The 23,188-nt window shown below is 61.3% G+C and carries 18 protein-coding genes and 5 pseudogenes; 9 read left to right on the top strand and 14 right to left on the bottom strand.

Annotated elements, in window-relative coordinates; translation table 11 throughout:
- The first annotated feature begins 55 nt into the window (after positions 1-55).
- Together ACVWZM_RS39155 and ACVWZM_RS39150 are read left to right on the top strand one after the other, a co-directional pair.
- Positions 56-256 (top strand): hypothetical protein, encoded by a 201-nt coding sequence (locus ACVWZM_RS39155; RefSeq protein WP_016844973.1) that lies wholly within the window; start codon positions 56-58, stop codon positions 254-256.
- A 106-nt stretch (positions 257-362) separates the two neighbouring features.
- On the top strand, positions 363-830 hold the full coding sequence (locus ACVWZM_RS39150) for a GcrA family cell cycle regulator (RefSeq protein WP_076825272.1): 468 nt from the start codon (positions 363-365) through the stop codon (positions 828-830).
- A 42-nt stretch (positions 831-872) separates the two neighbouring features.
- Here the strand turns inward: ACVWZM_RS39150 and ACVWZM_RS39145 are convergent, their stop codons facing one another.
- The gene (locus ACVWZM_RS39145) at positions 873-1,835 is read right to left on the bottom strand and encodes an SDR family oxidoreductase (RefSeq protein WP_076825270.1); all 963 of its coding nucleotides are present in this window, start codon (positions 1,833-1,835) and stop codon (positions 873-875) included.
- Positions 1,836-2,065: 230 nt separating this feature from the next.
- On the opposite strand from ACVWZM_RS39145, the gene ACVWZM_RS39140 reads away from it, so the two are divergent.
- Positions 2,066-2,203 carry a hypothetical protein gene (locus ACVWZM_RS39140; protein ID WP_158074162.1) on the top strand — a complete coding sequence of 46 codons (138 nt, stop codon included), beginning with the start codon at positions 2,066-2,068 and terminating at the stop codon, positions 2,201-2,203.
- A gap of 184 nt (positions 2,204-2,387) precedes the next feature.
- On the opposite strand, the gene ACVWZM_RS39135 is transcribed toward ACVWZM_RS39140, so the two are convergent.
- Positions 2,388-2,684 carry a hypothetical protein gene (locus ACVWZM_RS39135; protein ID WP_141341069.1) on the bottom strand — a complete coding sequence of 99 codons (297 nt, stop codon included), beginning with the start codon at positions 2,682-2,684 and terminating at the stop codon, positions 2,388-2,390.
- Between the two features lie 2,865 nt (positions 2,685-5,549).
- A complete protein-coding gene (locus ACVWZM_RS39130) occupies positions 5,550-7,082 on the bottom strand; it encodes a porin (protein WP_057020678.1) in 1,533 nt (510 codons plus the stop codon).
- Positions 7,083-7,536: 454 nt separating this feature from the next.
- Here ACVWZM_RS39130 and ACVWZM_RS39125 point away from each other — a divergent pair, with 454 nt between their 5' ends.
- Positions 7,537-8,049: a MarR family winged helix-turn-helix transcriptional regulator gene (locus tag ACVWZM_RS39125; RefSeq protein WP_076834347.1), complete on the top strand. Its 513-nt coding sequence runs from the start codon at positions 7,537-7,539 to the stop codon at positions 8,047-8,049.
- Positions 8,050-8,353: 304 nt separating this feature from the next.
- Here the strand turns inward: ACVWZM_RS39125 and ACVWZM_RS39120 are convergent, their stop codons facing one another.
- Positions 8,354-8,869, bottom strand: a complete 516-nt coding sequence (locus tag ACVWZM_RS39120; protein WP_244559002.1) for a hypothetical protein — start codon at positions 8,867-8,869, stop codon at positions 8,354-8,356.
- 292 nt (positions 8,870-9,161) lie between these two features.
- Positions 9,162-9,410 (bottom strand): annotated as a pseudogene (locus ACVWZM_RS39115) (hypothetical protein); the annotation flags it as partial.
- 489 nt (positions 9,411-9,899) lie between these two features.
- On the opposite strand from ACVWZM_RS39115, the gene ACVWZM_RS39110 reads away from it, so the two are divergent.
- Complete coding sequence (locus ACVWZM_RS39110) at positions 9,900-10,652, top strand: outer membrane protein (RefSeq protein ID WP_310885894.1); 753 nt, start codon at positions 9,900-9,902, stop codon at positions 10,650-10,652.
- A 127-nt stretch (positions 10,653-10,779) separates the two neighbouring features.
- Here ACVWZM_RS39110 and ACVWZM_RS39105 read toward each other — a convergent pair whose 3' ends face one another.
- From ACVWZM_RS39105 to tnpA, 4 genes and pseudogenes are all read right to left on the bottom strand, one after another.
- Positions 10,780-11,091 (bottom strand): hypothetical protein, encoded by a 312-nt coding sequence (locus ACVWZM_RS39105; protein WP_456855945.1) that lies wholly within the window; start codon positions 11,089-11,091, stop codon positions 10,780-10,782.
- Between the two features lie 278 nt (positions 11,092-11,369).
- Positions 11,370-12,942, bottom strand: a pseudogene (tnpC, locus tag ACVWZM_RS39100) (IS66 family transposase).
- 52 nt (positions 12,943-12,994) lie between these two features.
- A complete protein-coding gene (gene tnpB / locus ACVWZM_RS39095; RefSeq protein WP_456855943.1) occupies positions 12,995-13,348 on the bottom strand; it encodes an IS66 family insertion sequence element accessory protein TnpB in 354 nt (117 codons plus the stop codon).
- On the bottom strand, positions 13,329-13,802 hold the full coding sequence (gene tnpA, locus ACVWZM_RS39090; protein ID WP_456855941.1) for an IS66-like element accessory protein TnpA: 474 nt from the start codon (positions 13,800-13,802) through the stop codon (positions 13,329-13,331). The genes tnpB and tnpA overlap by 20 nt, the downstream gene beginning before the upstream one ends.
- Positions 13,803-13,940: 138 nt before the next feature.
- On the opposite strand from tnpA, the gene ACVWZM_RS39085 reads away from it, so the two are divergent.
- The 3 genes from ACVWZM_RS39085 (at position 13,941) to ACVWZM_RS39075 (ending at position 16,867) form a co-directional block, all read left to right on the top strand.
- On the top strand, positions 13,941-14,423 hold the full coding sequence (locus tag ACVWZM_RS39085; RefSeq protein WP_310885892.1) for a hypothetical protein: 483 nt from the start codon (positions 13,941-13,943) through the stop codon (positions 14,421-14,423).
- Between the two features lie 519 nt (positions 14,424-14,942).
- Positions 14,943-15,467 carry a hypothetical protein gene (locus tag ACVWZM_RS39080; RefSeq protein ID WP_310885891.1) on the top strand — a complete coding sequence of 175 codons (525 nt, stop codon included), beginning with the start codon at positions 14,943-14,945 and terminating at the stop codon, positions 15,465-15,467.
- A gap of 239 nt (positions 15,468-15,706) precedes the next feature.
- Positions 15,707-16,867, top strand: a complete 1,161-nt coding sequence (locus ACVWZM_RS39075; protein ID WP_083715145.1) for an IS110 family RNA-guided transposase — start codon at positions 15,707-15,709, stop codon at positions 16,865-16,867.
- A 753-nt stretch (positions 16,868-17,620) separates the two neighbouring features.
- On the opposite strand, the gene ACVWZM_RS39070 is transcribed toward ACVWZM_RS39075, so the two are convergent.
- The 4 genes and pseudogenes from ACVWZM_RS39070 to ACVWZM_RS39055 form a co-directional block, all read right to left on the bottom strand.
- Positions 17,621-18,790 carry an IS91 family transposase gene (locus tag ACVWZM_RS39070; RefSeq protein ID WP_456856839.1) on the bottom strand — a complete coding sequence of 390 codons (1,170 nt, stop codon included), beginning with the start codon at positions 18,788-18,790 and terminating at the stop codon, positions 17,621-17,623.
- Positions 18,791-18,818: 28 nt separating this feature from the next.
- Positions 18,819-19,694, bottom strand: a complete 876-nt coding sequence (locus ACVWZM_RS39065; RefSeq protein WP_310885890.1) for a tyrosine-type recombinase/integrase — start codon at positions 19,692-19,694, stop codon at positions 18,819-18,821.
- A 1,393-nt stretch (positions 19,695-21,087) separates the two neighbouring features.
- Positions 21,088-21,619 (bottom strand): annotated as a pseudogene (locus ACVWZM_RS39060) (tyrosine-type recombinase/integrase).
- Between the two features lie 105 nt (positions 21,620-21,724).
- Positions 21,725-22,177, bottom strand: a pseudogene (locus ACVWZM_RS39055) (IS66 family transposase); the annotation flags it as partial.
- Here ACVWZM_RS39055 and ACVWZM_RS39050 point away from each other — a divergent pair.
- Positions 22,174-22,329 (top strand): annotated as a pseudogene (locus ACVWZM_RS39050) (SOS response-associated peptidase); the annotation flags it as partial. The pseudogenes ACVWZM_RS39055 and ACVWZM_RS39050 overlap by 4 nt on opposite strands.
- A gap of 110 nt (positions 22,330-22,439) precedes the next feature.
- Here the strand turns inward: ACVWZM_RS39050 and istB are convergent.
- Positions 22,440-23,186, bottom strand: coding sequence for an IS21-like element helper ATPase IstB (istB, locus tag ACVWZM_RS39045; RefSeq protein ID WP_310885944.1), 747 nt, complete (start codon positions 23,184-23,186; stop codon positions 22,440-22,442).
- Between the last annotated feature and the right edge of the window lie 2 nt (positions 23,187-23,188).

Below are 23,188 nucleotides of genomic sequence, written 5' to 3'. Positions count from 1 at the left end.
ATAGACTCTAAATAGATACTTTTCAGTACCGGCGTTCAGGGTTAAGCGTTTCACCATGGCTACGGAAAAGGCCGAAACCGACCGCGTCCCGGTCACGCTGGCGCTCTCGACCATCGGATACCTCGAGAAGCTGGTGAGGCAGGGCACCCACGGCACGAGCGTCCCGGGCGTCGCACGGACATTGATCGAGGAAGGCATTCGGCTCGCCATCAAGGACGGGTTGCTTGCAATCCGCGACAACGGCCGCACGCCCTGAGAGCATGATCGGAAAAGTGGAAACCGGTTTTCCGAACAGATCATGCTCAAGAACTAAGGGCGCGTGTGCCGGCGCGGCGGTTCAACACAGAACGTGGAACCGTCAGATGATTGCCATCCAAGAGACCTGGACGCCGGAGCGCGTCGACCAACTCAAGATCTACTTTGAAGCCGGCCTCTCCTGCCGCGACATCGCCGTCAATATCGGCGTCAGCCGCAATGCGGTGATCGGCAAGCTGTCGCGGCTGAACCTCACACGCACGACGCCGGACGAACGCCGGGCGCGGCGCAAGAAATCCGCCGCCCACGCCGCGCAACGGGCGACTGCCAAGCAGCAGCTCCGGTTGCTCCAGGCGGTCTACGAGCAGGAGCCCGACGACGCCCCGATCGTCAGCGCCAACAGCTGCTCGCTGTTCGAGCTGAGCGAGCAGCGCTGCCGCTGGCCGATCAGCACCCCGGGCGCCGATGATTTCTGCTTCTGCGGCAACACACCGCTCGGCGGCATGCCCTATTGCTCAGGGCATTACCGCCTCGCCTATCAAGCGGGATCGCGCCAACGCGCGATGCGCGGATAGCGCTTGAGTGAATCCGTCCCGCACGCGATGCGGGACGGCCGTTCAGCCGACCTTCCACCCGGTCGCTGCCACGAGGTCCTGATAAAACTCCGGCGAGTAGGCCTGTTCCGGCGCCTTGCGCACGCGCTCGTCGAGAAGATGCGCGTCGTCGCCGACCAGGATGCGCCAGCGTTCGGCCTTCACACCGTCGAGGATGACCTTGGCGGCGGCCGCCGCCGAGGTCGGCGCTTCATCGTGGAAGATGCGGGCACGGTCGAGCGCGAGCTGCTGGATGTCGGCGTCCGACATCTTGGCGACGTCGATCCCCTGCCCCTGCAGACGCTGACGGGCCTGCTTGAGCTCGTCGGCGTTGAGCTGGTCGGAGCCGTTCTGCACCTTGCGCGAGTTCGACACGATCGAGGTGCCGATGTGGCCGGGCATCACGACCGAGCACTTCACATGCGGCGCGTTGAGCCGGAGATCGTTGATCATCGCCTCGGTGAATCCCTTCACGGCAAATTTCGCGGCGCTGTAGGCGGTGTGCGATACGCCCATGCCGACCGAGGCCCAGAAGCCGTTGACGCTCGAGGTGTTGACGATGTGCGCCTCGTCGGCCTTCACCAACAGCGGCAGGAAGGTGCGGACGCCGAGATAGACGCCGCCCCAGCAGATGTTGAAGGTGCGCTCCCACTGCTCGCGCGTGTTGGAGAACAGGCTGCCGCCGCCACCGATTCCGGCGTTGTTGAACAGCAGGTGGATCTTGTCGGTCGCCTGCTGCTCGATCAGCTCGTCGCGGAAGCGCTTGTAGTGATCCTCGATCGAGACGTCGGCAACGTGGGTCGTGATGCGCAGGCCCTGCGGCAGCTTCTCGACCTCGCACAGCCGCTTGGTCTCGGCCATCGCCTCGGCCGAGACGTCGCACATCGCGACATTGCAGCCCTCGGCAACGAGCTGCTGTGCCAGCTCGCGCCCCATGCCCGTGCCGCCACCGGTGATGACGGCAATCTTTCCGGCGAAATCCTTCATGTGAGATCCGTTCCTTCCCTTATTTTTCTTGCCCTGTTCTTCTTTGTTTCGGCCGGAGCGCGGATCGCAGCCCCAACCGCTTGGCTGCGGCACCTTACATCACCGAATTGTCGCCCAGCAACGGCGCCGCCTCACGCGCAAGTGAGCCGCCTGCAGCGGGTTGAGACGGTGGCCGCGTAACGAAATCATTCCGCGTTGCGAACAATCCGACATCGACACAATCGGAGACCATGATCGTGCACATCCTGAACAGATTGGTCGCGACAACGCTGATGGCGATCGCGGCCGAAATTTCCACCGCGGCCGCAGCTGCCGAGGTAAAACCAGCGAAGCAGCGCGACAGCACCTGCACAGATGAACTACGTTGATCGCAATCGGCGCACAGCGCAGCGCGCGGCGTGGCACAGCGTGCGATCGTCATGGGCGAAGCTCTGACAATGTTGCGATCACGTCGTCCGAACTCGAACACTTGTTTGCGAAGCGCGTGAGCCTCACGCGATGATCTCGCGCATCCTGGCCGCAGGCCACGCCGCGTCATGACGCGGCCCCGCGCTATTCGGCTGTCTCGATGCGCACGGACGCGCGCCGCCGCAGGACGCCGGCACCCGCGCTCAGGGCCAGCTTGAGCAGGCCGCGCCAGGAGAAATCGATGATTACCTCATGGTGCCGCAATCCCTTGCCGCCCTTCACCAGCCCGAGATCCCGGATCAGGCAATAGTGGCCGCTGCTCATGCGCGCCAGGCGGCTGTTCTTGAAGCGTCCCATCAATGGCGAGAATGCACTGCGGATCGATTCCGTCAAATCTTGACGGCATCGAATCGGCAAGGCGACGGCAACCCGCGCCACCATCGTCGCCGCCGGCTGGGCCTTGAATCAAAAACCTCCGGCAGGGCATTGCCGGAGGTTTGGGAGGCTTAGCAGCTAGCTAAGAGCCATCATTCAATGTGTTGGCCGTGGCGTATATAGTTTAGTAGATCAGGTAAGTAAATAAGTCTGCGGCGAATGAATCGCATGGCTCGTCTTCGTCGTTCGCGTGGACCGAATTGACGCAGCGCAGCTCTCCTTAGAATCTTTCGCAATCGGGATAGGGGGGAGCCTCGCAGCCCCTCCCCTCCCACACCACCGTACATACGGGTCCGTATACGGCGGTTCGCTGGATTAAGCGGCAAGAGTTGTTCTGTTGCCGCCGTAGTTTGGGTGTCAGCAATCGTCGCGCCAGCTTCGACTCCTCTGATCAGCGTCAGTCAGGGTTTCACCCCTTCCCGCCGTTCCGAGGCCAGCTGCCCGGAATTCAGTCGCATGGCCGATGCGATATCGCTGCATCTACTCGTCACTTCCAGCGTTCAGGCCTTCGGCGAAACTCGTTCCGCCTACTATGCCCTCTGCTGACTTCTGCACTGCGGTCAGATCGCCTTACGACGACCTCAGTCTCGTTGCCGAGACGCAGCGCAGATCTCCCGAGGTAAGATCGACCGCCTTCGCCGCACGCCCGCCGGATTTACCACCCCGGCCCCGATGACCGTGGACTTCGCGATCGCGTGCTCGCTCGTCCGGCCGGGTAGGCCTCGTTATCCAGTTTTTGTCCATCGGGCCGCGGCTTTGCTCCACGCTTCCTTCAGACCCCACCTCGCGATGACGCCCTTGCACTTCGCTAATCCTTCACCGTCATCAGGCTGGATAGAGGACTTCCACCTCCAAGCTGCCGGTCATGCTCGGCACAATCGGGATAGGGGGAGTCTCGCGACTCTCCCCTCCCACACCACCGTACATACGGGTCCGTATACGGCGGTTCACCGGATTAAGCGCGAACGGTTTGTTTTGCGTCCGCGCCAGAGGCTCAGATAGTGGTCTCCGTCGTGTCGGCTTCGGCCCCTTTGAGCGGCGCCGTCCGGGCTTCACCCTTTCCCGCCGCTCCAAAGGCCAGTGACCTGGATTTCAGCCGCATGGCCGGCTCGAGGCTTCCACATCCAAACGTCTTTCCAGCGTTCGGGCCTTCAGCGAAACTCGTTCCGCCTACTATGCCGTCTGCTGACTTCTCCGTCGCGATCACGGACCTTGCGGCCCGCTCAGTCCGGTCGCCCGGACACGCCGAAAATCTCCCGAGGTAAGTTCGACCGCCTTCCCTGCACGCCCGCCGGATTTACCACTCCAACCCTTGATGACTGTGGACTTTGCGATCATTGGCTCGCTCGTCCGGTTGGGTAGGCCTCGTTATCCGGTTTTTGTCCATCGGGCCGCAGGTTTGCTCCACGCTTCCTTCAGACCCCACCTCGCGATGACGCCCTTGCGCTTCGCTAACCCTTCGCCGCCATCAGGCTGGGTAAAGGACTTCCACCTCCAAGCTGTGAACATGCTCGGCACACATCGGGATAGGGGGAGTCTCGCGACTCTCCCCTCCCACACCACCGTACATACGGGTCCGTATACGGCGGTTCACCGGATTAAGCGCGAACGGTTTGTTTTGCGTCCGCGCCAGAGGCTCAGATAGTGGTCTCCGTCGTGTCGGCTTCGGCCCCTTTGAGCGGCGCCGTCCGGGCTTCACCCTTTCCCGCCGCTCCAAAGGCCAGTGACCTGGATTTCAGCCCGCATGGCCGGCTCGAGGCTTCCACATCCAAACGTCTTTCCAGCGTTCGGGCCTTCAGCGAAACTCGTTCCGCCTACTATGCCGTCTGCTGACTTCTCCGTCGCGATCACGGACCTTGCGGCCCGCTCAGTCCGGTCGCCCGGACACGCCGAAGATCTCCCGAGGTAAGTTCGACCGCCTTCCCTGCACGCCCGCCGGATTTACCACCCCAACCCTTGATGACTGTGGACTTTGCGATCATTGGCTCGCTCGTCCGGTTGGGTAGGCCTCGTTATCCGGTTTTTGTCCATCGGGCCGCAGGTTTGCTCCACGCTTCCTTCAGACCCCACCTCGCGATGACGCCCTTGCGCTTCGCTAACCCTTCGCCGCCATCAGGCTGGGTAAAGGACTTCCACCTCCAAGCTGTCGAACATGCTCGGCACACATCGGGATAGGGGGAGTCTCGCGACTCTCCCCTCCCACACCACCGTACATACGGGTCCGTATACGGCGGTTCACCGGATTAAGCGCGAACGGTTTGTTTTGCGTCCGCGCCAGAGGCTCAGATAGTGGTCTCCGTCGTGTCGGCTTCGGCCCCTTTGAGCGGCGCCGTCCGGGCTTCACCCTTTCCCGCCGCTCCAAAGGCCAGTGACCTGGATTTCAGCCGCATGGCCGGCTCGAGGCTTCCACATCCAAACGTCTTTCCAGCGTTCGGGCCTTCAGCGAAACTCGTTCCGCCTACTATGCCGTCTGCTGACTTCTCCGTCGCGATCACGGACCTTGCGGCCCGCTCAGTCCGGTCGCCCGGACACGCCGAAGATCTCCCGAGGTAAGTTCGACCGCCTTCCCTGCACGCCCGCCGGATTTACCACCCCAACCCTTGATGACTGTGGACTTTGCGATCATTGGCTCGCTCGTCCGGTTGGGTAGGCCTCGTTATCCGGTTTTTGTCCATCGGGCCGCAGGTTTGCTCCACGCTTCCTTCAGACCCCACCTCGCGATGACGCCCTTGCGCTTCGCTAACCCTTCGCCGCCATCAGGCTGGGTAAAGGACTTCCACCTCCAAGCTGTCGAACATGCTCGGCACACCAAGAAAAACCCCGGCAGTTGCCTGCCGGGGTTCTGTTGGATCGTGATCAGATCAACCGGTATTACCAGTTGCGCTGAGCGCGGAAGAGCATCTGGACAGTGTCCTGATCCTTCAGCTCGTAGGTCGCGGTCGGCTTGCCGATAGCAGTCGACGACGTCGTGATGATACCGGCATACTTCTGATCGAGGTGCGAGTAGGTCACGTCGGCCGAGAAGGTCAGGTTCTTGACCGGGGTCCAACGGGTGATCACGCCGATCTGCGCGATGTTGTAGTCGGGGTTGCAGGCGGTCACGCCAGCGCCGCCAGCGAATGCGGCACGGAACGAACCACCGACGCCACCAACGCCGCAGATGAGCGACTTAGCCGCGTCGTTGTACGAAACAGCGGCGAACGCACCGTACAAGCTGGTGTTCCAGTAGGGATCCCAGTTGTGGGTGTACGCACCGCGCATACCCCAGGTCTTGATGGACTGCTGCTGACCGCCGGGGCCGAACACCGTGTCGGGTGCCGTACCGAAGCCAACGCTGCCATAGACGCCCGGCAGGCTCGAACCGCCGAAGATGGCGATCGCGCCGGCCTGGCTGGCCAGTTCCTGGATGTTGTAACGGGTCGCACCGTCGGTGTAGACGCCCTGGATGTTGATGGTGTCACCGGGTCCGGTCGGGATGTTCTTGATCGACAGGGCCAACGCACCAGCCCAACCCCACTTGTCGTCGGGATGACCGGTCAACTCGGTGCCGCCATAGTAGGCAGCGTGGTTGTCATGCGCGGCGACCGACGCCTGGAAGATACCCCAAGCCTGGTCGACCTTGAGCGAAGCGACGAAGTCCGGAGCGATCGTGCCGGCGTAGTCGCTGGAGCCGTAGGCACCACCGACGCCGAGGTTGTTCACGCCAGCCTGCATGTAGGCAACCTGGTCCTGCGCCGACAGAGCCAGCGACACGCCGTTGCCGAACTGCGCGGTGTAGGTGAACTGGTTGATGCCGTTGGTGGTGTTCACGCCACCGACGAGTGCGTCGTAGTTGTTGCCCGGATAACCGTTCCAGGGGGCAGCGAACTGCGAAACGGCCTTACCCATCGTGAAGCCGGCGAACTGGATGAAGGCGTAGTAGACGCCGACCGTACCGGCAGCCACGTTGCCCGAACCGGCGTTGTTCGGCGCGGAAGACGAGCCGATCGCCGAGTACACGGTCGAGCCGTTGCCCTGGCCGGCATAGGTGTCGGAGGTCCAGGTGAACACCGCATCGAAATAGGTGCGGACCACGCCGTATTCGGTCGCGGTGCGCGTATCGATGTTGAAGTCTTCACGCGAACGCCAGGTGTAGCCGTTCGTGAAACGGTTGTTGGCACCGCTGGCGCCGTTGTAGTTCGCGCCGTACACGCTGTTGCCGTTCACCACGACGTCAGCACGCACATAGCCGCCCAGCTTGATGCAGGTGTCGGTGCCGGGGATGTAGTAGAAGCCCGGACCGTAAAGCGAGCAAACCTTCACGTACTCGACCGCTTTGGCCTTGACGGGAAGATCGGCCGCCTGTGCCCCGCCGACCGCGACCAGCGCAGCCGTCGAGCCCAGGATAAGGCTCTTCAAATTCATATTAAACCTCCAAGTTGCTCATATGCGGAGAGTCCGAGGCCGCGAGCGCCCCGTGATCCTCCCGCATTGTCCAAGACCGTTTTCCCCAAACCCCGCACCCTCAGATCAATCTGTGGTGTGCGACGGACTTGAACGATCACCGCAACGGGACGATCGAGATTCCCCTACCGCCGGGTTCAATATGCATTGGCGAGTTCGCCAATCAAAATAGTTTATAAAGTCAGGAATGCGAATGCGGCCACACTGTGTCTCGTCGGCAACGCTGCCTGTAAGCCCTTTGCTTACCTGAGAAAACTTGTCACACCCCAAATAGTCCAACCGTCACACGACCATCATAATTACTTTACGTTCACTTGCGTTCGTTGGCGGCTTGCGGGAAAAAACCTACTGCAGCGCAGAAAACAAGAAATAAATCAGCACAAAGCTGAGTCGGCGCCCGAGGGAAGAGGAAGCTGTGTCAGTGACAAGGAAGGATTCGACGCGCCAGCGCGCCATCGAACATCTCGACATCATCAAGCGGTTCACGCTCGAGATTTCGGCCATCAACTCGCATCTGGAGCGCGTCCGTCAGTTCTGGGGCAAGTCGCTTGGCGTCAGCGGTCCGCAATGGATGATTCTCATCGCGATCTCGGATCTCGACAAGGATGACGGCGTACCGATCAACGTGGTGTCGAAGCTGCTGCACGTCGATCCGTCGTTCGTGACCACGCAGTCCAAGCTGCTCGAGCAGAAGGAGCTGCTGCGGCGCGCGCCCTCCCCGGCCGATGCGCGAGTGGTCCGGCTGTCGCTGACCGACAAGACCAAAAAGCACCTCGCGGGCCTCGCCGAACAGCACAAGGCGTTCAAGAAAACCGTTTTCGAGGAGTTCAGCGAGGCTGAGCTGGCCGAGTTCACGGCCAAGCTTTCGATGCTCACCAACCGCCTCGAAAAGGCCTGCCTGATTGTTGCGATGGAAGCCGAGGCCTGAGGCGACCGGCTCTGCAGCGGACGGGACGACTGGCAACCGGCACGATCGCGCCGCTCACCTCGCGAAGCGTTGGAAGCGGAGACTTATCGGTGGCCGCGCCCCGGCGACTGGAACGCCAGGAAGGCGAGAACGCTCAGCAGCGCAGCCCAGACCAGAAAGTGTTCAGCAATCATGTTGGCCCCCCATTTGCCCCTCAATGGAAAGCATGAAACGGGCCAAGCCGCGGTCGATCCGTGAACGGGCCATGAAAAAGGAGCCCCGGCGCTGACGGCCGGGGCCCCGATAAACCAACCTTGCAGTGTAACTATCTGGACTTGGTCGAGCCGCCTCCGGTCATCCCGCTGCCCGACCCCGTCGTCTGACCAGGGGCGTAGCCAGAGGCCCCTGGGCTCCCGGCTTTCGATCCTCGTGCCTGCATCTCGCGCCCGGGTGCATAGCCCGAAGCGCCGGGACTGCCCTTCTTGGAGCCCTTTTTTTGCATCTCGTGTCCAGGTGATTTGCTCGAAACGCCCTGTGCAAAAGCAACCGGGGTGGAAGCCATCAGGCATGCCGCGGAAAGGACGATGATTGCGTGCTTCATTTTGTCCTCCAAAATGCGCCCCGCAACTAACCGCCTGAAATCAGTGACGTTCCATGAACGCTTGTTCATCGACAACGACAGCCGCCGATGCGATCGGCTTGGTGCTGCCTCATCAACGAGCGTTTGCTCGATATTAACGACAGCGTGTTGGCTTCCGCGCACAGCTTTCCGCGACTGGCGAACAGCATTGGCAACCAATCGCAAGCCGACGGCGAGCGATGCGCCCGCTTCAAACCACACCGAACGAATTTTGAGAAAAATGGTCGGAGCGAGAGGATTTGAACCTCCGACCCCTAGTCTCCCAGACGCGGGAAGCCGATTGAATTAGCTCACCCTTTTTGGCAACTACCCTATTCTAATAATACTGAAAACAAACGATTTTCTATTCCGATTGGCAACTGGAATTCGTATGTTCGGCTCTGGTGATTTGGGACGGCATCCATATAGGCCGGATCCACCGGCAGACCGGCTTGTCGCGCGCCGTGGAAAACTGCCCCCTCGGCGTCACGAGGAATTGCCCTCTCCTTGGATACCGCCGCACGCCAACGCGATTGACGCCTCCGTTCAAATTGCCACCGGCATTATGACGGACGGCAGCGCGCGCCACCGGACGAGGCCTGAGCACGACGCCGGCCCTCGCCACGCAACCGTGCGGATAACCGACGTACTCGCAGTAAATGACGGCCTTCGCCGGTGCTTGACTGAGTGTGACAACTGCAAATCCCAGCGTCAGGCTGGCCACAATTCCCGCAACTGTCATTGGTTTGGTCGAAAGATGCATGGTGCTCCTCCGCGAACCGAAAGGTGAAGGACCGCTTCAGGCGCGGCAAACCTAACGTGCGTGGCAAAGGACAGGTGATGTTGACGTAGGATCAACGTCGTTGCCTGATTGCGACCCATCCAATGGGGAGGGCTTCACCGAACTCTGTCCGCTCGCGCGACACTCGATGCATGCGGTGGCGATCGTAGCTCTTGTGAGCAGGCTTCACGTCAAGGCACCGCCACGGTCAACCGCCTAGAGATCAGCTGCTCGATTTTGGCGGTCCCCAGCCAATCAAGCCAACGGTCGCGCGGCACAAACTGCATAGTGCGCGCAGTAGCGTGCATACGTTTGCTGAAAAGCCGCAACTGTTGCAGTCCTGGCACACGTCGTCGGCTCCAAATCGATTAGGCTGACAGGTGGAATGGGAATGCAAGCACAACCTTTGCAACATAGTTAGCGGCCGTCGTCCGGGCAGTCATTGCAACGACGCCGGAAGGGGACAATGCGATGAAGAAACTGTTGATGGGTACTGCAGGTTTGATTGCGCTCGGCATGGCAACTTCCGCGTCGGCAGCCGATATGGCGGTCAAGGCGCCGCCACCGGCCCCGCTTCCCGTGATCTACAACTGGAGCGGTTTTTACATTGGTGCCAATGGCGGCTGGGGTGAAAGCCACAATTGTGTGGATTTCGTCACGCTCGCAGGAACAGTCGCAAGCGGTTGCCGTGATCGTTCGGGCGGCCTCGCCGGTGGGCAAATTGGCTATCGCTGGCAATCCAATCAGTTTGTGTTCGGATTGGAAGCGCAGGGTGATTGGGCCGACCTCAGCAACACGCGCGTCAGCCTGTTCAATCCGACGCTTTCAACCACGGTTAAAACCGATGGCATCGGCCTCTTCACGGCCCAACTCGGTTGGGCATGGAACGCGTCACTGCTCTACGTGAAGGGCGGCGCGGCCGTGACGAGCAATCGCCTAACGATATTCGACAACACAACCGGGATCGGCCTGGTCTCGGCGGATAACACGCGCTGGGGCGGCGCACTGGGTGTCGGCTGGGAGTATGGCTTCGCACCGAACTGGTCGGTCGGTGTTGAATACGACCATCTGTGGATGGGACACGCCAATAACTCCTTCTCCGTGGCCGATCCGCGCCTTGCGGCAGTACTCAACGACCGTATCAGCCAAGACGTGGACATGGTCACGGTGCGCTTCAACTACCGCTTTGGTGGATACGCCGCGCCGGTTACGGCGCGTTACTGACCAACTGGTGATCTTCAGCAGACTAGAAGCCCCGGCGTCGTCCGGGGCTTTTTCTGTCAATTCGATGATCAGAAGATCAAGAGGGCGGCTCAGGGAGCCGCCCGCTTGCCGTGCCGTTGTGCCGACGTCACTGGCAGACGTACATGTGGCCGTCAGCCATCTTCGTCATCGTACCGGGTTCGCAGCCGATGCCATTAGCTGCCTTGTATTCCGTCCATCCGGCATAGCCGTAGTAGGGGCTGATCCCATGATAGGCCCGTGCCGGGTAGTAAGGTTGGCCGAAGTGAGGATCAGTCTGGGCGGCATAGGCATTGCCCCAATCGCCTGTGCCCCATCCGGAATAGGCCGGCGCGGCAGCGGCGGCCGTGGCGACAGCTGCGGTCGCGGCGATTCCCGCGCCATAACCATAGTGCCGATGCCCGTACCCATATCCGTACACGGCGCGCCGCGTGTGACGACGGGCAACTCCCGCAACGCTCATGGGCGTCAGCGGTCGGCCCACGCGCGCCTGGGCACTTTCGACTGACGCCGAAACGCCACCTTGCTCAGACCAAGTGATGGAGAGCAGTGTCGCACAAGCGATAGTCGAAAGTGCAATTGCAGTATTTCGGACAATTCTCTGCGTCATGTTGGTAAGCGCGATTTTCCCCGCACGTCGACGCTGGCGGTTTGGCGGTTTTTGATGGATTGCCCCAGTATCGGGCGATACCGGGCCGTTCAGGCAGTTGCGGCTTTGTGGAAGTTGAAGGGCAGCAGGTCGGTAATATCGGCGTCGTCCGCGCGCTGAGGCAATTCGGTGAGGACGTGGCGCAACCACGCTAACGGCTCGACACGTGAGGCGCGGCAGGTCAGCATCAGGCTGTAGACGACGGCACTGGCCTTGGCTCCGTCGACGGTGTCGCTGAACAGCCAGCTTTTTCGGCCAGTTGCAAAAACCCTGATGTCGCGTTCCAGAAGATTGTTGTCGATCGGCATGCTGCCGTCCCCGGTGTAGCGCGTCAGATAATCCCACTGGTTCAGTGTATAGGACACGGCGTCGCCGAGCTTGCTGTCAGGCAGGACCTTCGGGGCCATGTCATCGAGCCATACCTTGAGGGCGTTCAGGACGGGGAATGCTGTGTTGCTGGCGGAAGCGGCGAATGCAGTCGGCCTGTGTTTCACCGTTCTCCGGTTTCTCGTCCCGCACCTGCCTTTCAACCCGGTAGAGCTGTTCGAAGAACCGGAGCGCCTGTTCCGGCGGCCCGCCACCCTTCCTTCTCGCTTTGAGTGCATCGACAAAGCGCCGCCGGGAGTGGGCCATGCATCCAATGTGGGTGGCCCCTTCCAGCGTGCGCCATGCGGTATAGCCGTCACTCATCACGATGCCACGGTAATCGCCGAGGAAGGTCTGCGGGTGGATTTGGCCGCGGCCCGGCTGATAATCCAGAAGAACGATCGGCTCGCGACTGCCCTTGCCGCTGCGATAAGCCCACATGTACGATGTGCTGGTGGCCTCTTTGTCCTTCTCCTTGAGGACCTGAACCGTCGTCTCGTCGCCATGGATGAGAGGTTGTGATCTGAGCCGCAGCTTCAGGGCGTCGTAGATGCGATACAGATGCTTTTCGCTCGAGCCGATCACCCAGTGGCCCAAAGCGCCGCGGCTGACAGGAACACCTGCGCGTTCGAAGGCCTGCGCCAGGCGGTAGAGCGGCGTGCCGTCGACATATTTGTGAACCAGCGCGAACGCCAGCGTCGAGGCCGTGGCAACGCTACCCGGCAACGGCTGCGTCGGCATCGGCGCGGTCACGACAGGGGCGTTGATCCCGGTGCGATCGCAATGGCGGCAGGCATATTTGAAGCGCACATTCTGTAAAACCTTCGCCTTCACCTCGATATGAAGTTGCTCGGTGACAGCCTCGCCCATGCGATGCATCTGGCCACGGCAGCAAGGACACGCCTTCTGATCGTCGGGCAGGTCATACTCGACGCGCTCACGCGGCAGGTTCGCCGGCAGCGGCCTGCGGCCGCGCTTCTTTCCCGTCGTGCTTTCGACCGATGGCAGACCCGTGTCCGGAAGTTCGGCGGTATCGTTCGTTTCGCTGCCGGCGTCATCCTCATCGGCGGCCTGCTCGGCTTCATTGAAGAGACGGTCGACGTGCTTTTCGCTGCGTGGCGCAAAACGATGCAGGCGTGCCAGCGCCAGTTCTTCCTCGAGCTTGACGACGCGGTCGGCGAGCTGACGGTTCTCCGCCTGCAGCGCAGCAATGCGCGCCAACAGCACTTCAACACTCGGATCGCCGGTTCGATTCATCGGATTCTTGAATCTGAACCGTACCGACGCGTCAACCGCTCAACTCGAGAGCTCAGCCGGCAACCTGATATTGCCGTACTGGATGGCGGACCATCGCATCGATATCGATACCGTCGAGGATCCAGTGCAATTGCTCGGTCGTCAGCGTGACGACCGCCGCTTGGCGGCGCGGCCATCGGAACCTGTCCTCGGTCAGCCGCTTCAGGACCAGCACAAAGCCGGACCGGTCGAAGAACAACAACTTCATCCGGTCGCAACGGCGATTGCAGAACGCAAAAACCGCCGGCACAAACGGATCGAGCGCCATCGTCTCCTGAACCAGAACCGCAAGGCTGTTGATGCCAGCTCGGAAGTCGATCGGCTCACGGTGCAGATAGACCTGCAGGTCACCGCCCAGTCTGAACATGGCCCAGGGCTCCAATGATCGCCGTCAATGCATCCACATCCCCGCATTCCAGCGCGAGCTTCACGCCATTCGGCAGCGACGCGCTCACTTTGGCCGGAGAACAAAAAGCTGGAGACCCCTTGGATTCCGACCCACCCACTTCATCGCAAGTCGCCGGCAAATCCACCGCCGCCACACTGCCTTGCCGCGACAAACCCCGCTCGGCGGTCCCCTCAAGGTGAACCGGGATGAACGCCGAGGGTGACGACGACGGCGCCGACCTGGCCGCGGCGTCCTTCTTGATCCACTTCCGAAGCAGGTTCGCGTTGACCCCATGTTCGAGCGCAAGTCTCGATACCGAAACGCCAGGCTCAAGGCAGGCCGCCACAAGACGCTCTTTCGATGCCGCCTCGTAGCGCCGGCGACCGTTCCGGCCAACAAGCCTGACCCGCAGTTTCTGATCATCCGCTGCCATCACAAGGTGTCCACCTATTTTAGTGGACACCTCATGCATCAGAGCACTCAAAAGCAAAAGGTGCGGAGAAATTCGCGCTTACTCATGTTCAGTCTCCAGCGTTGAGTACTCCAGTGGCTCCACCCCATCTTGCGAAGAATGGCCCAGCACAAGACCGACCGTGAAATCGCCGTGCAGATCGGCGGCACTCCACATGTCGGCGGAGCGCTGCTCGCGCTCCTCATTCTCTTGGGTGCCTATCTGCCGAATTCGCCGGTGGCAGAGCGATCCAACTCCGTTCGCCCGGCCATTCGCATCCATTCGATGGAGAAGCTGCCCGACCTCGTCGTGTACGATACGAGCCGGCCGATCATCGTTCCCGAGCACGTCGCGCAAGATGATCCTGACCCAGCCCAAGCCCCAGTCCCAGTCGAGATTGCCGAGGCGTCGCCGGGAAATCGAGCGGCCTTCGCCCAGATGCAGCCATCCGGTATCGAGCGGCCAAAGTTGTCAGTCCCCAAATCGAAAGCAGCCAAGCCGTCCCATAAGTACGCACATGCAGGGAGAACCACACCGCCATATTACGCACTCTTTGCGGAGCGGCGGCCGCGGTTTGGTTGGTTTGACAGCTATGTCTGGTGACCAGCTAGATGATGGCGATGGATTACGGCTGCGTCATCGCGCGAAACCTTGACCGACCTCAATGACAACCGATGCGATCGACGCGCAAATCGTTTGACTTAAATCAAGGGTGAAAGGGCGCAGTCCTCCAATTTTGTCACTTTCTTGAGGTGCAGGAGGTTCAGATCATGAGCGAAAATAGTGTCTCCCGCCGAAAGGTTCTCACCTTGGTCGCGGCCGCGTTTGGCGCGGGAACAATGCTTCCGGTCATTATGACTTCTGATGCCGAGGCCCAGACTGCTGGGATGGAACGCCGTCAGGAACGGCGCAGCGGCCGCCATGAACGGCGGGAAACCCGGCGTACAGGCCGTCACGAGCGACGTGAGACGCGGCGCGGTGGTGGCTCAGACACCACAACAACCGGCACTGCGAAGTAGCTCCAATCGTGGGGCCATGGCAGCCAAGCGCGGGCTAAAGCAGCGCTAATGCGGCGTGCTGCCCAATGGCAGCGTGTGCTGTCGACAACGACCGGAGGCAACCATGGCTGAGCCCGGCGGCAATGGCATTTCCGCGCGGTTGTGGAGGCTCCCTGGGCAGTTGCTGCTGGCGCTGATCAATGCGACCGCAATCCTGGTGATTGTCGCCGCGATTGTTGCGCTTGTCGCGATTGCGCGCATCAACCATTTTGCAGAAAACGTCGTCGCAACAATGACTGAAGCCGTGCTGTCGAAGGTCGATCTGCCAGCGAAAGACGTGCTGGCGAACCTGCAAAATCTGACGGCGGAAGTCCGCACGCTTGGCAATACCCTTCGGGAGATCAAGGCAGGAGAACACCCAGCTCTTCAACACGAGATGGTGCAACTGAGGGACGCGCTGACGGACTTGAATGTCAGCGTCGATCGGCTCGGAAGCGCAAAATCGATCCTCACTGATCAAGCGATTGAACAATTGGGCCGGACGGTCACCGACGCGCTGGCGAAGCTGAGGGACTGCTCTTCCAGTGCCGGCCAAATGGCACCTGACCGCACCCTCAGGAACAAGACGGTCGCCTTCAACAAGTCATGAAAGAAAATTGACACACCGCCGCTATGGGTCATTTTCGACGCATTTGGCAGAGATTGAGGGCTGGTTGATGTCCGCTTCTGTGAAGGGTTTCGGATGCCGGCCGCATGACTGACGGCGCGGCACATTCGGCGGCCGGCGTCCGAAAGCCTGCAAGGGAGATGCTATGGTGCGGGCGGCGGCGGTGAGGACGGTGAGGATATGGCATTCATCGGCGCTGATGTGAACCGATGGAGCACCCCATGCAGAAGTTGAACGACCTGAGCCGATCCCTCACACCCCTCAAACCGGACGGTACGCTGATCGCTGTGATCGAGATGAGCCTGTCGAGCTGGCTCGTTGCGGGGATTGTGCCTGGTGTCGAGCGCCAGCCGTCGAAGAAGCTTGAGGTCGACGAGAACGCCTTGCTGAAGCTGCTCAATCGCTGGCGAGAAGAGGCGCGGAAGGCAGGACACCGCATCGAACGCATCGCGGTCGCTTTCGAGGCCGGCCGTGACGGTTTCTGGCTGGCCCGCTGGCTCAGGGTGCGCGACATCGAGGCGCATGTCATTCACGCATCGAGCATAGCGGTATCGCGCGAGCACCGGCGCGCCAAGACCGATCGTCTCGACACCGAACTGCTGAAACGCTCTTTTCTCGGCTGGTTGCGGGGCGAGCGTGATCACTGCAAGATGGTCGCGATCCCGACAATCAAGGACGAAGATGCCAAGCGCCCCACCCGTGAGCGCGAGAGCCTTGTCGGAGAGCAAAGTCGGATCGTCAACCGAATGAAAGCAGCGTTGATACGGCTCGGCATCCGCGGCTTCAATCCCAAGCTGAAGAAAGCCGCCGAACGCCTTGACGGCTTGCGCACCCCCGAAGGAGAGCCGATCCCGCCCAACACCCTGGCTGAGCTGCGTCGCGACATGGCGCGCCGGCGGCTCGTCAGCGATCAGATACGGCAGATCGAGGAGGCTCGCCTGGAGCGTCTCAAGCAAACGCCCAGTGATGGACCACACGCAATGGAGCGCCTGTTGGCGCGGGTAATCGGGGTTGGTGTCGAGACCGGCGACATGCTGGTGCAGGAGGTACTATCGCGAAGCATGCGCGACCGAAGGGCGATAGCGCGTTATGCCGGCCTCACTGGCTCGCCTGACGAAAGCGGCAGAAAACGCCGGGAGAGAGGGCTGACCCGTTCCGGCAATGCCCGAGTGAGACGAGGCATGATCGAATTGGCGTGGCGATTTCTCAGATTCCAGAAGGACAGCGTCTTGGCGCAGTGGTTTCGAACTCGTACCGAGAATGCCCGCGGGACGCGCAAGACCATGATCGTGGCCTTGGCGCGCAAGCTCCTGATCGCTCTGTGGCGACTCGTGCGGGAGGGCGTAGTGCCGGACGGCGTCGTTCTGCGGCCGGCATCATGAACGGAGGAAGGACACCCCAACAGTTTCGGCCTTCCGTCCGCCTGTGACGGTGTCGCCGATGACGGTTCGAGGTGGCGGGGTCCCGACGTGTTTCCTTGGCTTCGATGCCGAAAGGGAGAATGGGTCCGCCGCTTCGGAGCTTCGCTGCCGATGCGCATGACTGCATCATGGTTCGGGGTCCTTGGACCCACCGGATACAAGGTTGTGGCGCGATTGATCGCGCCCGCAAGCGGGCTCCCCTCCGATCGTCATCCCGATCGCACCAAGCGATGCCGTCGTGCTCGAAGCTGTCAAGGTGTGGCCTGGCAACGGCGGAGCCTGTCGTACGATTCGTGCGGCGGCCAACCTTGACAGCTTCTGCGCGCGCCAGCGCAAGCGAAGTGCGGGTCGGGACGAAGAAACGGCCTCAGATCGAACAAAGAAACTGACGAAGGAAAAGATGCGCCGACCTATCGCCTATTTAAACGCCTCCCTTGACAAAGCCCATACAAGGAAACCGCGCTTAAGGGAAACGTAGGCGGTGCCGCAGGCGCTATGGGGATTTGACTGCCGCGGGCGAATTGGCTGATTTGAATCGAGCCGATGCAACGAGGTGTTCGAGGGTGAATCGGCTGGCGAATGCGCGGCGGGTGGTGTCGAGCTCGACAAATTGTCGAGCGCGTTATGGCGGGCGGTGGATATCTGAGCGCGCTCTGCCGTGGCTGGCCGAGAGGCAGCGAGCACTACGAATAGATTTGCAGGACAGCGACGTGGTCATGAGGTGTCGATCCTGATGCGGTTCGTTGGAGCTGTCGGCCGATGCCGTGGCGTACAACCGCGCTCGAAGACCTCGATGATGATCATGCGACCGCCGCAGCATGGGCAAGCCGGCTTGTTGGCATCGACGGCAGCCGCGGTGGGATTGGCTTCAGGCTTTGCACCGGTGAGCACCTCGCGGACGCGTGCGATGTTGTCGGCGCAAGCGCCTTTGGCGAACAGGCCGTAATGGCGGATGCGGTGAAGGCCCTTGGGCAGCACGTGGATGAGGAAGCGGCGGATGAACTCGTCTGTGGCGAGCGTCATCTGCCTGTATCGATCGCGGCCCTCGATGCGGTAGTCCTTCCATTTGAAGGTGACGCGCTGCTGGTCGCAAGCGATCAAGCGGCTGTTGGCGATGGCAACCCGGTGGGTGTAGCGCGACAAATAGGCCAGCACCGCCTCCGGTCCACCGAACGGACGCTTTGCATAGACGACCCACTTGGTTTTGCGCAGCGGCGCCAGGAAGACTGCGAAGCATGGGGTATCAGCGAGCTGGCTGTTGTCGCCAAAGAAGCTCAGGCGGCCGGCTTGATGGGCGGCGACGAGCTTCTGAAGGAACAATCGCCGGAACAGGCGGGAGAGCACGCGCACGGGGAGGAAGAATCCGGGCCGGCAGGACACCCAGCGCTGACCATCGGGCGAGATGCCGCCGCCCGGCACGATCATGTGCACGTGGGGGTGATGGGTCAGCGCCGAGCCCCAGGTGTGCAGCACGGAGGTGATGCCGATCCTGGCCCCCAGATGCTTCGGATCGGCGGCGATCGTCAGCATGGTCTCGGCCGAGACCTTGAACAGCAGGTCGTAGAGGACGGCCTTGTTCTGGCAGGCGATGTCGGCGATCGCTCCTGGGAGTGTGAACACCAGGTGGTAGTACGGCACGGGCAACAGCTCGGCCTCGCGATCGGCGAGCCACTCCTTTGCGGCGGCGCCTTGGCACTTCGGGCAATGCCGGTTGCGGCAGGAGTTGTAGGCGATCGTCGTGTAGGCGCAGTCCGCGCAGCGCGCGACATGGCCGCCGAGCGCCACCGTGCGGCAGCGCTCGATCGCCGACATCACCTTCAACTGGTCGAGGCTGACATGGCCGGCATGAGCTTTGCGCCATGCTACGCCATGGCTGCGGAAAATATCCGCAACGGGCGCGACACAAGCGCCGTCAGCCGGGCGGTCGGACCTCCTTGAGCTTCAGCGTGATATGCTCCAGCGGGCTCATGACCTCGCTGATCGTCTTGGTGGCGACGCGGGTATAGAGCGCGGTGGTGTCGAGCTTGGCGTGGCCGAGCAGCACCTGGATGACGCGGACGTCGATGTTCTGCTCAAGCAGGTGGGTGGCGAAGCTGTGCCGCAAGGTGTGCAGCGAGACGCGCTTGTTGATCTCCGCCATCTGGGCGGCGGCGTGGCAGGCACGGTTGAGCTGGCGTGTGGTCATTGGCTGGGCCGGGTCACGGCCAGGGAACAACCAGCCTTGCGGCCGAGCCATCTTCCACCAGGCCCGTAGCAGCGCGAGCAGGCTGGGCGACAGCATGACATTGCGGTCCTTGCCGCCCTTGCCCTGCTCGACGCGGATGATCATCCGCTTGCTGTCGATATCGGAGACCTTGAGCGAGACGACCTCGTTGGCACGCAGCCCGGCACCGTAGGCCGCGCTCAGCGCCGCCTTGTATTTGAGCCCCGGTGCGGCATCGAGCAGCCGTGCCACTTCCTCCACGCTCAGTACCACCGGCAGCTTGCGCGGCTCGTGAATGACATGGGTATGCTCGACGATCTCGTGGCGCTTGAGTGTGACCCGAAAGAAGAACCGCAGCGTCGAGAGGGTCTGGTTGATGGTCGGCGCGCCAACGCCGCTTGCCGTCAGATGTAGCTGATAGCGGCGCACGTCCTCGAAGGTCGCCGTATCCGGTGATCGCCCGAGAAATGCGGCGAAGTTCTTGACCCTTTGCACGTAGTCATGTTGGGTCTTCGGGGCCAACTTGCGGATCGTCATGTCTTCGATCATGCGCCGGCGCAACGGGCTCATTGCCTCGTCGGTCATGGCGATGCTCCTGTCTTGAGTGAGGTTGTCGAACCCCTCGATCTCAAGACAGGACGCCCCGTTGCGCTATCGTCTTGGCCGTGCCGCCAGCCGCGGCGTCCTACCGCGCGAGCGGTTTAGTCCACTGACCCTACCCGGACATCGCCGGGTGTTCGGCGACGAGTATCGGACACACGCTCGAAATCACGACTCGCGACGGGGCGGCAGCCCTGATTGTTCGGCATCCGCAGCAGATCCTTCAAGCCCTGCGCATCAATCAACGATGAAATTTGGCGCTGGCGTTTGGCCAGTGGAGCGTGGTGCGTCTGGGGTCCATCACGTACGGTGCTGCCGCGCGCGGAGATACCAACCGAGGGGCACCGACGATGACGGGCGGGCGCAGTGGCGTTTCGAAACTCGCTGCCATGGCCAGTGCCATCGATGGCGCCGCGATCAGGCTCGCGAGAATGAGAGCAATAAGTAACTTATGAGTTCGCATGAAGCTTCCGACAAAGGAGTTACTATGCACACGCTAACGTGGGAAGCGCGGACGAAAGTTACTACGTTAACGCTTGCATGACTGATGCGACGTCCGACCACCGGCCTGAGACTAAACGTAGTCTCTGCGCAGCCCCTCTCGCCGTGTGCTGGTTTGCCATCTGCCTGCGTGCGGGTGCGGGTCACGCAACGGTGAGCATACCGATTTGCCGTTCGCGCAGCCGTGATTTTTCACTGAGTGTCTTTTCATCAAGCGCATACCTACGTAATTCTTGTCCAAAAAAGAATTCGAAGGAAACGCTTTCAACAGAGCAGCCGATTCTAGCCAGCGCGAATGCTCCGCACGAAAACAACACCCGTTCCGGAGTACGACTGTGAGTGGATTCAGGACTTCTATTATTGCAGCGATTATGTCGATTGGCGTGATAAGCTCTGCAAGTGCCCAGTGCCCGACGTGGGCGAATTCAAATCCGGCTTCGTTTCAGGCGCAATACCCAGATAGGGATGTGCTAAACGATTGCGAGTTAACGCCAGCAGGCAGAATGGGCCTGGAACTGCCTGGCGGCGCGGCTCCGTTGTTTGGGCCCAACAGGGCTTATGGGGCAATGCTTGGCGTTGCTCAACACCACAGCTTTCGGCACGGATCGCGGTGAGTATCTGAAGATAAACCCGAATGGTCGGATTCCGGCTCGTCTCTCGTGATCTTCGACCGCCGCTTGAGCCCATCGGCGCCCATTGCGTCCAACCACTCACTCGTCGGCTGTGAGGTGTAGACCGGGCCTTACTGATACCCGTAGAAATCGGACGTGTTTCGCGGCTGGCCCGCGCTGGGCAAATGCCCCGAAATGCGGTCCCTGCCACAAGAACCTGCGTCGAACGTGGCCGCCGCCACGCCGCCGATCTACGCAAGGTCGATTCAGACGTCCACCTGTTCTGCTATTGCAAGTGCGTCGTCGACCTCTATTCCGAGGTAGCGGACGTGCTCTCGATTTTTGTATGCCCCAGCAGAAGCTGTACGGCTCGCAAATTCCCGGTACGGCGATAGATCAGCGCCGCCTTGGTGCGACGAAGGGAATGCGTTCCGAACAGGTGAGGATCCAATCCAATACCGGTCAGCCATTCCGATAGCAGGCGTGCATATTGCCGTGTCGTCAGGCTAGAGTCCGGCCCTCTGCGGCCAGTAGATAGGACGATCTCCTGGTTTCTTGGACACTCGCTCTATCGGCGGTATACCCGCTTGGTGCAACGTCGTCGACCTTTAGGGCGACTACGTCGCATCCATGAAGTTTGCTGTCGATGGCGATGTTGAACAACGCTAGATCGCGGGTGCGGCCCTCGACCTGAAGCTTCGTCCGAATTGACCAGACGTGCTTAGGACGGAGCGGCGGCTTCGCTCCAACGATCTTGCCCTTATTCCAAGAGACGCGCTGGGATACCACTTCAGCAATGGTTGAGATCTAGCCATGATGGCCTCCTGTACGCATACGACGAAGACCGCCTGAGTGACGCATGCGCGCGGGCGCGGCGGGCTCTATGATGGCGTTGCGTGAAGGTCAGGCGGCCTGCTGACCGGCGGCTTGGCGCAGGAGTTTCCATTCCCAGGGCAGCAGTTCGTGCAGACGCGAAGCGGGAAGATCGGCGATACGGGCGAGGACGTCGGCAAGCCAGGCCTTGGGATCGACGTCGTTGAGGTGACAGGTCGTGATCATCGTCAGAATGATGGCGGCGCGGTCGGCGCCACGCTGGCTGCCGGCGAAGGTCCAATTGCGCCTTCCCAATGCGATGCCTCTCAATGCGCGCTCGGCACAATTGTTGGTCAAGCAGATCCTGCCATCGTCGAGGAAGCGGGCGAAGTCGTCCCAGCGCCTGAGCATGTAGTTGATCGGCTTCAGGACCTCGGAGGAGCGCGAGAGGGTTTCGCGCTCACGCAGCAGCCAAGCGTGCATGTCCTCGAGAAGCGGCTTGCTGTTTTCCTGGCGCACGGCGCGCCGCTCGTCGGCGCCAAGGAACGAAGTCCAAGCCGATCCCGGGGCCACACCTTGTCTACGGCTTCCTGACGACCGAGCCGAATGAGGTGGTTGCGCCGATCCATCCAAAAGCGATGCCGGTGATCCTGACCACCGACGAGGAGCGCGACATCTGGATGCGCGCGCCGTGGGTGCGTATTTCGCAAAAACGGGACAGCGGTTTCGCTAACTGACGGAAAGCAGTTTCGCTAAATCGCGGACAGCGTGGCGGCGCTGGCTTTTGGTTGCCTGGTTGTTGAAGTCAGTTGGTATTCGTTTCGCTGTTTTCGACGTCGGTCAAGGGGCGCGCGGCTTTTTTCCTTCGCATGCTGTCGCCTTCGAGGGCGATGCGGTGGGAGTTGTGGATAATCCGGTCGAGGATAGCGTCTGCGATGGTTGGCTCGCCGATCATGTCGTGCCATTGGGCAACGGGCAGCTGGGCGGTAATCAAGGTCGATTTGCGCCTATAGCGCTCTTCGAAGATTTCGAGGAGATCAAGGCGCTGCTGATCATTGAGGGTGTGGGTGCCCCAGTCGTCGAGGATGAGCAACTGGACCCGTGCGAGCTTGTCGATGAGGCGCGGGAAGCGACCATCGAGACGGGCCATGGCGAGGTCTTCGAACAAGCGCGGCATACGCAAATAAAGGACGGAATGATCGAGCCTGGCCGCCTGGCGTCCGAAGGCACATGCCAACATGATGAAGTTCTCATGGGCTTTCAGCCAGGCGCCTTGCGCCAGCTGCAGGGTGTTGCGCCGGTCAAGGCCGCGGCGGGACGCGAAGTCGACGTCTTCGATACAGGCGTCGACGAAGCGCAGCTTGGCTGCGGCCAGCCGATTGGTCAGGCGCCGGTCGGCGCGCATGGCGGCTTCGCGATCGAGCATCAGGCCGAGCCACTCGTCGCGGCTGAGATCGGCGGCATTGTCCTGTTCGGCCAATTGCCGGTAGGCGGCCGCCATTCCGGCAAGGCCGAGCGCCTGCATCTGCTCGAGGGTCGGGTGGGTCAGCATCG

This window comes from Bradyrhizobium sp. USDA 4501, assembly GCF_054062115.1.
This window is presented reverse-complemented; position numbering and strand designations above follow the sequence as displayed.